12 protein-coding genes and 2 tRNA genes are annotated in these 12,332 nt (G+C 61.6%); 7 read left to right on the plus strand and 7 right to left on the minus strand.

Annotated features, from left to right (window positions below; genetic code table 11):
- Positions 1 to 71: 71 nt before the first annotated feature.
- The 4 genes from F1609_RS23325 to F1609_RS23340 all read right to left on the minus strand — a co-directional run bounded on the left by F1609_RS23325 (position 72) and on the right by F1609_RS23340 (position 3,904).
- Positions 72 to 1,427 carry a mechanosensitive ion channel family protein gene (locus tag F1609_RS23325; protein ID WP_167079048.1) on the minus strand — a complete coding sequence of 452 codons (1,356 nt, stop codon included), beginning with the start codon at positions 1,425 to 1,427 and terminating at the stop codon, positions 72 to 74.
- Positions 1,428 to 1,445: 18 nt separating this feature from the next.
- Positions 1,446 to 2,762 carry an RsmB/NOP family class I SAM-dependent RNA methyltransferase gene (locus F1609_RS23330; protein ID WP_167079049.1) on the minus strand — a complete coding sequence of 439 codons (1,317 nt, stop codon included), beginning with the start codon at positions 2,760 to 2,762 and terminating at the stop codon, positions 1,446 to 1,448.
- A 12-nt stretch (positions 2,763 to 2,774) separates the two neighbouring features.
- On the minus strand, positions 2,775 to 3,392 hold the full coding sequence (gene purN, locus F1609_RS23335) for a phosphoribosylglycinamide formyltransferase (RefSeq protein ID WP_167079050.1): 618 nt from the start codon (positions 3,390 to 3,392) through the stop codon (positions 2,775 to 2,777).
- 113 nt (positions 3,393 to 3,505) lie between these two features.
- A complete protein-coding gene (locus tag F1609_RS23340; protein ID WP_167079051.1) occupies positions 3,506 to 3,904 on the minus strand; it encodes a barstar family protein in 399 nt (132 codons plus the stop codon).
- A gap of 411 nt (positions 3,905 to 4,315) precedes the next feature.
- Between F1609_RS23340 and F1609_RS23345 the strand changes: the two genes are divergently transcribed.
- From F1609_RS23345 to F1609_RS23370, 6 genes are all read left to right on the plus strand, one after another.
- A complete protein-coding gene (locus F1609_RS23345; protein WP_167079052.1) occupies positions 4,316 to 4,849 on the plus strand; it encodes a YMGG-like glycine zipper-containing protein in 534 nt (177 codons plus the stop codon).
- A gap of 201 nt (positions 4,850 to 5,050) precedes the next feature.
- On the plus strand, positions 5,051 to 5,833 hold the full coding sequence (locus tag F1609_RS23350; protein WP_167079053.1) for a spermine/spermidine synthase domain-containing protein: 783 nt from the start codon (positions 5,051 to 5,053) through the stop codon (positions 5,831 to 5,833).
- Between the two features lie 72 nt (positions 5,834 to 5,905).
- Positions 5,906 to 7,672, plus strand: coding sequence for a type IV pilus assembly ATPase TfpB (gene tfpB, locus F1609_RS23355; protein ID WP_167079095.1), 1,767 nt, complete (start codon positions 5,906 to 5,908; stop codon positions 7,670 to 7,672).
- Positions 7,673 to 7,760: 88 nt separating this feature from the next.
- Positions 7,761 to 7,836: transfer RNA gene (locus F1609_RS23360), tRNA-Lys, on the plus strand.
- 82 nt (positions 7,837 to 7,918) lie between these two features.
- Positions 7,919 to 7,994: transfer RNA gene (locus tag F1609_RS23365), tRNA-Lys, on the plus strand.
- Between the two features lie 33 nt (positions 7,995 to 8,027).
- On the plus strand, positions 8,028 to 8,231 hold the full coding sequence (locus tag F1609_RS23370; RefSeq protein ID WP_167079054.1) for a hypothetical protein: 204 nt from the start codon (positions 8,028 to 8,030) through the stop codon (positions 8,229 to 8,231).
- Positions 8,232 to 8,316: 85 nt separating this feature from the next.
- Here F1609_RS23370 and F1609_RS23375 read toward each other — a convergent pair whose 3' ends face one another.
- Entirely contained in the window at positions 8,317 to 9,810 is a 1,494-nt protein-coding gene (locus tag F1609_RS23375) for an alanine/glycine:cation symporter family protein (protein ID WP_167079055.1), read from the minus strand.
- 240 nt (positions 9,811 to 10,050) lie between these two features.
- Positions 10,051 to 10,914 (minus strand): MBL fold metallo-hydrolase, encoded by an 864-nt coding sequence (locus F1609_RS23380; protein ID WP_167079056.1) that lies wholly within the window; start codon positions 10,912 to 10,914, stop codon positions 10,051 to 10,053.
- A 103-nt stretch (positions 10,915 to 11,017) separates the two neighbouring features.
- On the opposite strand from F1609_RS23380, the gene F1609_RS23385 reads away from it, so the two are divergent.
- A complete protein-coding gene (locus F1609_RS23385) occupies positions 11,018 to 11,905 on the plus strand; it encodes a LysR family transcriptional regulator (RefSeq protein ID WP_167079057.1) in 888 nt (295 codons plus the stop codon).
- Positions 11,906 to 11,959: 54 nt separating this feature from the next.
- On the opposite strand, the gene F1609_RS23390 is transcribed toward F1609_RS23385, so the two are convergent.
- Complete coding sequence (locus tag F1609_RS23390) at positions 11,960 to 12,274, minus strand: hypothetical protein (RefSeq protein ID WP_167079058.1); 315 nt, start codon at positions 12,272 to 12,274, stop codon at positions 11,960 to 11,962.
- Between the last annotated feature and the right edge of the window lie 58 nt (positions 12,275 to 12,332).

Here is a 12,332-nt window from a genome sequence, read left to right on the forward strand (position 1 = left end):
ACGCAGCGCAAGCGGCCCACCCGCGTCTGCAACGCGCCCACCCGGACCACCTTGCGGCAATCAGCTCAGGCTCATTGCGGGCTGGGGGGCGGGGTTTCCGCACTCTGCGCTTCGGGACGCGCCATGCCAGCCAGCACCGTCATCATCTGGGCATCGAGCAAGCGCGTGTCGCGCGCAGGATACGCCAGCCTGATCTGGCCGGCCTGAATCAGGGCATAAATCTTCTTGTTCACTTCCGAAATCACGCCGCCCCGGCCATTTTCCGGGTCGCGGATCCAGAAACCGACTTCCAGGTCGTAGCCATCGGCGCCGAATTTGGTCAGCGAGACGCCAGGCGCCGGATCTTCCAGCACCCGTTCCACGCCCTGCGGCTGTTGTTCGAGCAGGGGCATGATGACTGCCAGGTCGCTGTCGTAGGCCACAGTGATGGTGGTCGCTACCCGGATCGAGCGGTTCGACAGCGATTGATTCTGTACCGGGCCGGAAATGAGCATTTCGTTCGGCAACACCGTTTCCACCCCATCGAGCCCTTGCAGGACCGTATAGCGGGTATTGATATGGGTCACCTTGCCGGTGAATTTATCGACCGAAATCATGTCGCCGATGGCCAGGCTGCGTTCGAGCAAGATGACGAAGCCCGACACATAGTTGCTGGCGATTTTCTGCATACCCAGGCCGAGGCCGACGCCGAGCGCACCGCCGAACACCGACAGCACGGTCAGGTCGATGCCGACCAGGGTCAGGCTGCCGAGGACGGCAATAATGATCAGCACCGCGCGGCTCATGCGCCCGATCACGGCGCGCGAGGAAGTGTGGATGCCCTGCACATTCATCAGGCGCTCTTCCAGCGCGGCGCCGGCCCACAGCGCCAGCATCAGCAGGATCACGACCGACACCACGGCCTGGAAAATCGAGGCCAGCGACAATCCCCCGCGTTTGCCGATCGGCAGCTTGGTTTCGTCGAGGAAGTCGAACACATCCGGCCACAGCCCGGCGATGTACAGGGCCACGGCCAGCCAGACCAGCATGGCGAAGATTTTTTCGAAGGTGAGAATGGCGGCGCCGACCGGACCGTGGCGCGCAAACACGCGCCGCATCAGATAGAACGCCAGGCGGATCACCGCCAGCGAGGCGAACAGCGGCAGCGCCAGGCGCAGCAGGTGCACGTTGTAGCGTTCCGCCACGAACAGGAGTTTGGCGATGGCAAGAAATCCGACCACCGCCAACGGACTGAGCACGTAGGAGAAACTTTCCACGCCGATCTGCACCACCCCGCTGCCGGAGCGTCCGCGCAGCCAGGCACGCCGGATGGCGTAGCCGAGCCCCCATCCCAGCACCACACACACAGCGATCGCCCCAGCCTGGTACAGGAAGATGGGTTTGTCGAAATCCTCGATCAGGTCGGACAGTACGTTCGATAAGGGCATGGGCTAGCTGGTGGCGGGTTATTCGTCGTCGGCGGCGTCGGCGTCGTCAGCCGGCTTGTCTTTCGGTGGCTTCGGCGCCATTGGCTTGCGTTCCAGTACGGCGGCGAAGAAGCCGTCGGTGTGGTGCTTGTGCGGCAACAGCTTGAGGTAGTCGCCCATTTCCAGGTCAATCTTTTGCTCAGCGAGCACTTTGCTCATCGGCACCAGATCGAATTCCGGATGTGCGGCCAGGAATTGCTCGACGATAAAGTCGTTTTCTTCGTCCAGCAGGCTGCAGGTGGCGTACACCAGGCGTCCGCCGCCCTTGAGCAGGCGCGCCGCGCCGTCCAGGATCGAGGCTTGCTTTGCCTGCATTTCGGCGACGGCTTCGACTTTCTGGCGCCATTTCACATCCGGATTGCGGCGCAGGGTACCCAAGCCCGAGCAGGGCGCATCGACCAGCACGCGGTCGATCTTGCCGGCCAGGCGCTTGATCTTGGCATCGCGTTCGTGCGCGATCTGGACCGGATGCACGTTCGACAGGCCGCTGCGCGCCAGGCGCGGCTTGAGCTTGGCGAGGCGTTTTTCGGAAATATCGAAGGCGTACAGGCGGCCCGTGTTGCGCATCAGCGCGCCCAGTGCCAGCGTCTTGCCGCCGGCGCCGGCGCAGAAATCGACCACCATCTCGCCGCGCTTGGCGCCGACGATCTGGCTCAATACCTGGCTGCCCTCGTCCTGCACTTCGATCGCGCCGCTCTTGAACAGCGGCAGGTTTTGCAGGGTTGGCTTTTTCAGCACGCGCAGGCCGAGCGGCGCGTACGGCATCGGCATCGCTTCGATCGGCGCTTCGGCCAGGCCGGCGACGACTTCATCGCGCGTGGCCTTGATCGAATTGACGCGCAGGTCGAGCGGCGCCGGCTGGTTCAGGGCGTGCGCCAGGGCCAGCGTGTCGGCTTCGCCGTACTGGGCCACGAACTTGTCGAATAGCCACTTCGGCAGGTTCGAGCGCATTTGCGGCGGCATCAGGTTACGGTCGATCTGGGCGATACGGTTGAGGAATTCGGTTTCTTCTTCGCTCAGGCCGCCCAGCGAATCGACGCCCACCGCTTCGGCCAGGCCGAGAATGGTCAGGCGGCGCATGGTCGGGCTGGAGGTCGCTTCGGCGAAGTCGGTGAAGAACGACTTGTTGCGCAGGATGGCGTAAATGCCTTCCGCCACGGCGCCGCGCTCGCGCGAGCCCAGGCGTGGGTGGTCTTTGAAGTAGCGCGACAGGGTGGTGTCGGCAGGCGCCGAAAAACGCAAGATCTCGCGCAATACTTCTTCTGTATTGGCGAGAATCGCTGGTGGCAATCTCATGGTATTCCTTGGTTAATTATGTGTTTTATCGGCGATGCGAACGTCGCCGTTATCGATGCTGAGCCGGTCCTCGACGAACAGGCGGATCGCGCGCGGGTACAGCGTGTGTTCCTGCACCAGCACGCGCGCGGCCAGTGTGTCCGGGGTATCGCCCGGCAAGACGTCGACTTCCGCCTTGAGCACGGCCGGGCCGTGATCGAGTTCGGCGGTGACGAAATGGACCGTGGCGCCGTGCCTGGCCACGCCGGCGTCGAGCGCCTGCTGGTGCGTATGCAGGCCTGGAAACAGCGGCAGCAGCGAAGGATGAATATTGAGCATGCGCCCGTCGTAATGGGCCACGAAGCCTGGCGTGAGGATGCGCATGAAGCCGGCCAGCACCACCAGGTCGGGCGCGAAGCCGTCGATGGTTGTTTGCAGGGCGGCATCGAAGGCTTCGCGCGTGGCGAATTCCTTGTTGGCGACCACGGCGGTCGGAATGCCGTGTTCCTGGGCAAATTCGAGGCCTTTGGCGTCCGCCTTGTTGCTGATGACGGCCGCGATACGCGCCGGCCACTGCTCTTCCCGAGCAGCATGGACGACGGCTTCCATGTTGCTGCCGCGCCCGGAAATGAGGATCACAATGTTTTTCATAGCGCGCATTGTACCCTGAGCGGCTGGCCGAACCAATAAACCGGGATACAATTGTTGCAGCGCAGCACGGATCAAGTGCTGGCATCCGGCGCACGGCGGGCCCCGCCGGCGCCTTATTCGAAGGAGTAGAATACCCGGAACGGTACTTTTTTCTCGGCCCAGTAATCGGCGGCGTCGCGGAACACGTCGAGCAGGGTTTCGCGCGCTTCCTTGTCGAATTTCTGCGTATTGGGCAATTGTTCGAGCACCACGATAAAGCCTGGCTGGGTGCCGGCTTTATGGATGGTATCGGTCAGGCATTCGCGCAGGGCGTCGAAATTCTTGCCGCAAGGCTTGGGAAAATAAAAATTTTCGGCGATGCGTCCGCACACTTGCTGTTTGGTCAGCGTATCGGCGCAATGCGCGTACAGGAAATGCTGTCCCAGCCGGACTGCTTCTTCTTGCAGTTCCACGACACGGAAAGCACGGATGGACTGCACAAGATTGGGCGGCACTGTAATCAACAAACTCATTTTTCCCTCAAGTCGTCCTGGTGTGGTCGGGTGCGTTTCAGTTCTATTGTTGCCGATGCGTCGCGCTTACCGGGGAAAACGCCGATTTCCTGCTACCGTTGCCACCCGCCAATATACCCCCTAATCGTATAAGGGTAACGTTTTGTGGTTACTGAATCAACCCGAATGTGATTTGAACCACAATATTTGTAATAAATCAGAGCAATTTCTGTAGAAAGACTCTAATTTGGCCGATTACGGAAGCAAGCGCGCCCCATTCTGCGACCTGCTACCGGAGGTATTCTCCGCTGTTACAAATTGTTGCCATGCGGATTTCAAAACCGGCGCCGGGAGGACTACCATGTATTGGTGGTTCTCAGGCTTGGAACTCAGAGCCCTCTTACATTGTCTTACCCTACAACGAGGTATCCCATGAACATGCACACCAAACTGATCGTGACGGCTCTGGGCATCTGCGCCCTGCCGTTTGCCCAGGCGACCGAATTCGCCGACTACGGGCGCGTGGTCCGCGTCCAGCCGCGCGTCGAGCAGATCCGCCAGCCACGCGAAGAATGCAAGACCGAGTACGTACAGGTACCGGTACAACAGCAGCCGCAGCAGCGTAGCGCGGGCGGCGCCATCATCGGCGGCATCGCCGGCGCCTTGCTGGGCAACCAGGTCGGCGGCGGCAGCGGCCGCGCGGCGGCCACGGCGGCCGGCGCCATCGCCGGCGCGGTGGTCGGCGACCGGGTCGACAACAACGGCCGCCCGGTGCAGGCCCAGCAGCAGTACATGCAGGAACAGGCGGTGCGCCAGTGCCGCATGGTCGATGCGTACGAATCGCGCACCACCGGCTACGACGTCACCTACGACTACCGCGGGCAAACGTACACCAGCCTGATGGACCGCGACCCCGGCCAGCGGATTCGCTTGCGCGTGTCGGTGGAGCCGGAGCGCGGGCAGTAAGTCGGGACTTTTCAACGACTTGTGCAATTTTTAGCGCCGCTAGCCCCAAAACCGTCTTTCCCGCGCAGGCGGGAATGACGGTTTTTGGGTTCAGGGTTCTCCCAAACGACTTACTCCTACAACCAATCTTATCCCCTCCCGCATTTAGCTTGCACTCCAGTAAGCCATCCACCGATAATGGGCGATCGAATCAGGCGTCCTATGCTCATCAAACGAAAATCCATCGAACAGGCCGAATCCTCGCGCCGCCCCGCCCGTAAGCCCAAGTTTGCGCCAGTCACCCTTTCCGAACAGGACGGCGTGCGTTATTTGCATTTCGGCACCGAGTGGGTGCAGGGCGCCATGCGCATCCGCAAGCCCGACTGGCCCGAACTCGAATATGCCCAGCAAATGATGGCCTGGATGCTGTTCATCGAGGCTCCGCGCGCCATCGCCCAGCTGGGCCTGGGCACGGCCACCCTGACCAAATACTGCTACAAGACCTTTCCCGAAGCATCGGTCACGGCGGTCGAACTGAACCCGTCCGTCATCGCCATCTGCGCCTCGATGTTCAAGATGCCGCCCGAGGACGCGCGCCTGCGCGTGCTGGAAATGGATGCGCTCGACTTCGTCAACGATCCGGCCAACGCCGACGCTTTCGACGTGCTGCAATGCGACCTGTACGACGCCACCGCGCGCGGCCCCGTGCTCGACACGCCCGAGTTCTACCAGGCCTGCAACGCCTGCCTGCGCGACGGCGGCATGATGACCGTCAACCTGTTCGGCGACCACCCCAGCTTCGCGCGCAATATCAAGGCGATGAAATTCGCCTTCGCCCATGTGATCTGCCTGCCGGAAGTGCACGACGGTAACGTGGTCGCCCTGTGCTTCAAGCAACGCCCGGCGATCGACCCCGAGGCACTCGCCGCGCGCGCCGCGCAGATCGTGGCGGCCACCAAACTGCCGGCCAAATCCTGGGTCAAGGGCTTGTTGGCGCCCAAGTAAGTGCCTGTTGCCATCGGAGAACACGGATTGAAAGCAGAACATAAAGAAGCCGGCGCGCCGCCCAAGCGCACCATGCCCAAGTCGCTCGACCTGCAGGCGATCTTTTCGTGGCTGCTGGCCGATGGCATCGTGGAAAAGGTCAACGTCAAGGCCAATTACGCGCAGGCCCAGGGCATCCTCAAGACGGCGGTCGGCTCCATGCATCCGCTCTCGGCCGTGGCGCAGTGCAAGCTCATTTCCGCCGTCGCCCCGCAGCGCCTCCTCACGCTCGACGTGCTCACCGAATGGGCGGCGGGCAAGGTCAGGCTGCCTTTCATCCGCATCGACCCGCTCAAGATCGACTTCACCAAAGTGGCCGATGTGATGACCGCGAGCTATGCGGCGCGCTTTAACATTTTGCCGGTGGAACTGACCGCCACCACCCTGGTGGTGGCCACCGCCGAGCCGTTCTCGGTCGAGTGGGAAGCCGAGATCACCAAGGTATCGCGGCGCAAGATTGAGCTGGTGATCGCCAATCCGCTCGAAATCTCGCAATATATTTCGCAGTTCTTCAGCCTGGCCAAGTCGATCAAGGACGCCAACAAGTCCAAGGGCCAGGACCTGGCGCTGCGCAACAACTTCGAACAGCTGGTCGAACTGGGCAAGTCGAACAAGCTCGACGCCAACGACCAGCACGTGGTCAACATCGTCGACTGGCTGTGGCAATACGCTTTTGAACAGCGCGCATCCGATATCCACCTTGAACCGAAGCGCGAGATCGCCTCGGTGCGTTTCCGCATCGATGGCGTGCTGCATCAGGTCTACCAGGTGCCGGCGGTGGTGATGATCGCCATGACGGCGCGCATCAAGCTGCTCGGGCGCATGGATGTGATCGAAAAGCGCCGCCCGCAGGACGGCCGCATCAAGACCCGCACCAGTGGCGGCCAGGAAGTCGAGCTGCGCCTGTCGACCATGCCGACCGCCTTTGGCGAAAAACTGGTGATGCGGATTTTCGATCCGGAAGTGGTGGTCAAGACCCTGCCCGAGCTCGGCTTTCCGGCGGACGACGCGGCGCGCTGGGACAATCTGACCACGCGCCCGCACGGCATCATCCTGGTGACCGGCCCGACCGGCTCGGGCAAGACCACCACCCTGTACACCACGCTCAAGGCGCTGGCCACCACGGAAGTGAATGTGTGCACGGTGGAAGACCCGATCGAGATGGTCGAGCCCTCGTTCAACCAGATGCAGGTGCAGCCCAGCGTCGACCTCGGCTTTTCCGATGGGGTGCGGGCGCTGATGCGGCAAGATCCCGACATCATCATGGTGGGCGAGATCCGCGACCTGGCCACGGCCGAAATGGCGATCCAGGCGGCCCTGACCGGCCACCTGGTGCTGTCGACCCTGCACACCAACGATGCGCCCTCGGCCGTGATGCGCCTGCTCGAACTGGGCGTGCCGCATTACCTGCTGGAAGCGACCTTGATCGGCATCATGGCGCAGCGCCTGGTGCGCACCCTGTGCCCGCTGTGCAAGGCGCCCGGAGGCGAGCTCAACGACGACGTGTGGGACAGCATCGGCGGCTCCTGGAACATTCCCAAGCCGCCGCTGGTGTACCGGCCGATTGGCTGCCCGGAATGCCGCCAGACGGGCTTCCGCGGCCGCACCGGGCTGTACGAGCTGCTGACGGTGACGGAAGGCTTTACCAACATGATCGGCAAGCAGACCGACCTGGCGGCCTTGCGCAAGCAGAGCGTGGACGATGGCATGAAACCGCTGCGCATCGCCGGCGCGCACAAGATCATCGAGGGTGTGACGACGGCCGAGGAAGTGCTCAAGGTCACCGCCAAGCTGACCTGAACCAGGGGCGAGCTCGGAGTCCAACAACATCTGTTGCAAAACTTCCTAGCGGAAATCGAAATCGCCAGCTATAATCTTGCCTCTTTCGGGGTCGTTAGCTCAGCTGGTAGAGCAGCGGACTTTTAATCCGTTGGTCGCAGGTTCGAATCCCGCACGGCCTACCACGAATTCGCAGTAAGCATTGAGAGCCGTTGCGAGCGATCGCCACTGCTTTTTTTGACCGTTTTACGTTGTACGTTTTACCTTGGGTCGTTAGCTCAGCTGGTAGAGCAGCGGACTTTTAATCCGTTGGTCGCAGGTTCGAATCCCGCACGGCCTACCAAGATAGTTCAAGAAAGCCCACGAATTCCGGTTCGTGGGCTTTTTTGTCATGTGCCGCCGTCATGCACTTTTCGAAGGAAAACCGATGGGCCTTGGAGCTATTTTCCTCATCGTCACGGATTGGCCCTATATCGCCGGGAACCAGTCAACTGACGACACCATGGAACTGATCTACCATGCGGCGGAGTATTTCAGTTTTCTGCCGGGGACGCCGCCGCGCGCATGCGGGTCTGCCTGACCAGCATGGGCCAGGAATAACCGAATAAGACTTGCCCAGGCCCAGCGGCAATATGAAGGGCGGCCGCCGAGGCCGCCCCATGCTTCTATTTGTTCACCGCCGCTGCGCGCTTTTCCCAGAAGCTGGCATTCTTGATGCCGAGCTTGACCGGATCGAAGGTGATCGGCCCGCCGGCCTTTAACTGGGCTTCGTAATCGCGCAGGCACAGCATGGTCGGCTTGGCCATGAAGAAAATGATCAGGATGCCGATGATGTTAATCCAGGCCATGATGCCAACCCCAATATCGCCGAGATTCCAGATATACCCCGCGCTATTGATCGTGCCGTAAGCGACCATCGCCATGATCACCAGTTTCACCATAACCAGGGGCACGCCGCGCTTGAACAAGCGGTTCAGGTAGGCGATATTGGTTTCCGCAATATAGTAGTAAGCAATAATCGTCGTGAAGGCGAAGAAGAACAGCGCCACACCGACAAAGATGGGACCAAAGCCGCCGAAAGCCGACTGCAGCGCCATTTGGGTAAACGCGGCCGATCCTATTTCGGTATTAGCCGGCAGGTTTTGCACGATAAACTGGCCGTCGGGCAGCGTCCCCTGCACGTTGTACTGACCGGTGATCAGGATCATCAAGGCGGTGGCCGTGCAGACCAGCAAAGTGTCGACGTAAATCGAAAACGCCTGCACCAGTCCCTGCTGGGCCGGGTGTTCGGTTTCCGCCGCGGCTGCCGCATGGGTGCCGGTCCCCTGCCCGGCTTCGTTGGAATAGACCCCGCGTTTCACGCCCCAGCCGATGGCTGCGCCAAAACCGGCTTGTGCCGTAAACGCATCCGAGAAAATCAGGCTGAACACGCCCGGCAGCTTCTCGATGTTCATTCCGACAACGGCCAGCGCCAGCAGGATGTAGCCGAGCGCCATGAAAGGGACGACGTATTCGGTAAATTGCGCAATGCGCTTGATACCGCCGAAAATGATCACCGCCAGCAGCGCCAGGATCGCGCCCAGGCCGATCAGTTTATGCGTGCCGACCGGACCGAGCACGGTGTCGACCATGGCGCCGTTGCCGAAAACCTGGGTCACCGCATTGCCGACGGCATTCGCTTGCACGCCCGGCAGGAAGATGCCGCAGGCGATCACGGACGAGATGGCAAAGGCGATGCCAAGCCAGCGCCAGCCCAGGCAACGTTCGAAGAAATAGGCCGAGCCGCCGCGATACTGGCCGTCCTCTTCCACTTTATAGAGTTGGCCCAGGGTGGATTCGGCATACGCCGTGCTGGCGCCGAGGAAAGCGACGACCCACATCCAGAACACCGCACCGGGGCCGCCGAAACCGATGGCCGCCGCGACGCCGGCGATATTGCCCACGCCGACCCGGCCGGAGAGCGATACCGCGAGGGCTTGGAAGGAGGAAATGCCCGACGCGGTATCCTTGCGTTTGAACAGCAGGCGCAACATCTCCTTGACCTGGCGCACCTGCACAAAGCGCGTCTGGATCGAGTAAAACAAACCTGCGCCCAGGCAAAGGTAAATCAATCCCTTGCTCCAGATGATGCCATTGAGTTCGTTAATAAAAACTTCCACCTGAACCTCTTCTCGTCTGTGTGAATCGTGGCCCGCGCGCTGTTGGCACGGGAGTCAATGACAACCGGGATGGAAAAGCAGTGCCACGCCCGCCTCGAACGATGGTCGAAGCAGACGGCATCCGCACTTGCGGATTTGCATTCTAAGGGATTAATTCTCAGAAAGACACGCTTTGGACAATCTCACCCGATCATTCACTCAAGGACACGATCCTGCTGGTTCACACGACGGACGCGATGTTTACCACGTCATCTCGCCCTTGCTGACCTTGGCGCCGATATCGAGCGCCAGGCCCGGCGGCGCGTCGGGATAGGCGCTTTTCATGCGCGCGATCAGCTCGGCGCTGTTGGCCGTGGCGGCCAGGGTTTTCTCGTAACGTTGCAGGTAGCCCTGGGTGTAGGCGATGCTGCCCGCGTCCAGTTGCGTGCCCGCCTTCATGTGCCCCGGAATGACCACGGCCGGTTTTAAGGCGGCCATTTCGGCGAGCTGGGCGCTCCAGGCGCTGCGCTGCGCCGCCGTCGGCGCGTCCGCCATCCACAGGTGCAGGTTGCCGAACACGCCGATGGTGCCGGTGATGGTCTTGATCGACGGAATCCACACATACGGACGATGGGCCAGCGCGCCTTGGGTGCCGCGCACTTCGACCGCCTGGCCGTCGATCGTGAGCGTCATGTTCTGCAAGGCCGTCGGCAAGCTGGTCGCCGCCGGCGCGTTCACGCCCATCTTGGGGGTCCAGAAGGCCACCTTGGCCGCCATTTTCTCCTTGATTTTCTCGATCACTTGCGGCGTGGCGACCACCTGCGCCTTGGGGAAAATCTGCTTGAGCGTGTCCACGCCGAAGTAGTAGTCCGGATCGGCCTGGCTGACCAAGATGGTCTTGAGCTGCTTGCCACTGTCGAGCACGTTGGCGGCGATGCGCAGCGCGTCGGCGCGGGTAAAGCCGGCGTCGATCACCATGGCTTCGGTCTCGCCATAGATCAGCGTCGAATTGACGTTGAAGCTGGGGCCGTCGGCGTTGTAGACCTTGGTTTGCAGGGCGGGCGCGGCCAGCGCATTGGTAAAGACCAGGGTCAGGGCGGCAGCGATGGCGGTAGTGCGGAACATAGTGACTCCAATAAAGTTGTAGTACGGAAGCGGCCAGTGTAATGACGTCGCCCACGCCGATAAACGGGTTAAACTGCACATGACTGTTTCATGGATCGGACAAATGGATCGAATCACAGCAATGCGCGTTTTCGTCGAGGTGGCGACCAGCGGCAGCTTCAGCGCCAGCGCGGACAAGCTCGACATGTCGCGGGCGATGGTCACGCGCTACGTCTCGGAAATGGAAAAATGGCTGGGCACGCGCCTGTTGCAACGCACGACGCGGCGCGTCACGCTCACCGATGCGGGCGAGAATTGTTTGCGGCGCAGCCAGCAGATGTTGTCGCTAAGCGAGCATATGGAAGAAGAAACCGCCAGCGGCGGCGAGTTGCGCGGACAGTTGCGCGTTACGTGCAGCATGTCGTTCGGACACGCGCAGCTGGCGCAGGCGCTCACCCGCTTCCTGGAGCGCCATCCGCGCCTGCATATCGACCTTCATCTGAACGAAGGCGCGCTCAACCTGGTCGAAGCGCGCATCGACCTGGCGATCCGCATCAGCAGCGAACCGTCGCCCCTGCTCATTGCGCGCCCGCTGGCGCAATGCGACTCGCTGCTGGTGGCGTCGCCCGCCTATCTGGCCGCGCACGGCACGCCGGCCGCGCCGCGGGAACTGGAAAGCCACCGCTGCCTGAGCCATGCGAATGTGGGGCGCAATGTCTGGAGCTTCGCGCGCGATGGGGAATCGACCCAGGTCGACGTACGTAGTTTTTTCAGCGCGAATGACGCCACCGCCCTGCTGGCCTCGGCGCTGGGCGGCGGCGGCATTGCCATGCTGCCGACCTACCTGGTCAATCCGATGGTAGCCAGCGGCGCCTTGCAGCAAGTGTTGCCTGAATGGCGCATGCCGGCCCTGACGATTTATGCGATTTATCCGTCGCGCCGGCAATTGTCGCCGTCGGTGCGCGCGCTACTGGATTTTCTTGTCGAGCACTTTGCCATCCTGCCGTGGTGAGGCTGGCGCTTGACGCTGACCAAGCACCGCCGATGGCGGGAAAACAACGCCTTCTTATCCTTCGAGATCGGTGGGAATTCCGAATTCGTCGTGATTGCCGCGCCGCAAGGCCGGTTTGGTGAGCACGCGCAAGGACACGCTGATATGGACCGAGTTATCTGCCAGATACTCCGCAGCGCCGCACGTCCCCAGCATGGCTTGCAAAATGATCCCGACCTCGACTTTTTGCGCGGTCAGCGTATCGCCGCGCCCGATCACGCGCAAGGGGCGTGCCGGGGCCGCCAGGGCGGTAGCGACGGCAATTGGATCGTTACTGGCCGGAACAGTTCTGTTCAGGGCCGCATCATCGAGTTCAGCGAAAATTTTCATTCTGGGGATACTAAGGTTGATCTTACATGTGGTCGGTTCGCCAACACGCATAGACAGA

Origin of the sequence: Massilia aquatica, assembly GCF_011682045.1 — a bacterium.
In the GTDB taxonomy this organism is placed as follows: domain Bacteria; phylum Pseudomonadota; class Gammaproteobacteria; order Burkholderiales; family Burkholderiaceae_D; genus Telluria_A; species Telluria_A aquatica.

Excerpts from the sequence above, each read along its gene's own strand:
- F1609_RS23325 (WP_167079048.1), bottom strand. The coding sequence starts at position 1,427 with ATGCCCTTATCGAACGTACTGTCCGACCTGATCGAGGATTTCGACAAA.
- F1609_RS23390 (WP_167079058.1), bottom strand. The coding sequence starts at position 12,274 with ATGAAAATTTTCGCTGAACTCGATGATGCGGCCCTGAACAGAACTGTT.
- F1609_RS23340 (WP_167079051.1), bottom strand. The coding sequence starts at position 3,904 with ATGAGTTTGTTGATTACAGTGCCGCCCAATCTTGTGCAGTCCATCCGT.
- F1609_RS23350 (WP_167079053.1), top strand. The coding sequence starts at position 5,051 with ATGCTCATCAAACGAAAATCCATCGAACAGGCCGAATCCTCGCGCCGC.
- tfpB (WP_167079095.1), top strand. The coding sequence starts at position 5,906 with ATGCCCAAGTCGCTCGACCTGCAGGCGATCTTTTCGTGGCTGCTGGCC.
- F1609_RS23345 (WP_167079052.1), top strand. The coding sequence starts at position 4,316 with ATGAACATGCACACCAAACTGATCGTGACGGCTCTGGGCATCTGCGCC.
- F1609_RS23380 (WP_167079056.1), bottom strand. The coding sequence starts at position 10,914 with ATGTTCCGCACTACCGCCATCGCTGCCGCCCTGACCCTGGTCTTTACC.
- purN (WP_167079050.1), bottom strand. The coding sequence starts at position 3,392 with ATGAAAAACATTGTGATCCTCATTTCCGGGCGCGGCAGCAACATGGAA.
- F1609_RS23330 (WP_167079049.1), bottom strand. The coding sequence starts at position 2,762 with ATGAGATTGCCACCAGCGATTCTCGCCAATACAGAAGAAGTATTGCGC.
- F1609_RS23385 (WP_167079057.1), top strand. The coding sequence starts at position 11,018 with ATGGATCGAATCACAGCAATGCGCGTTTTCGTCGAGGTGGCGACCAGC.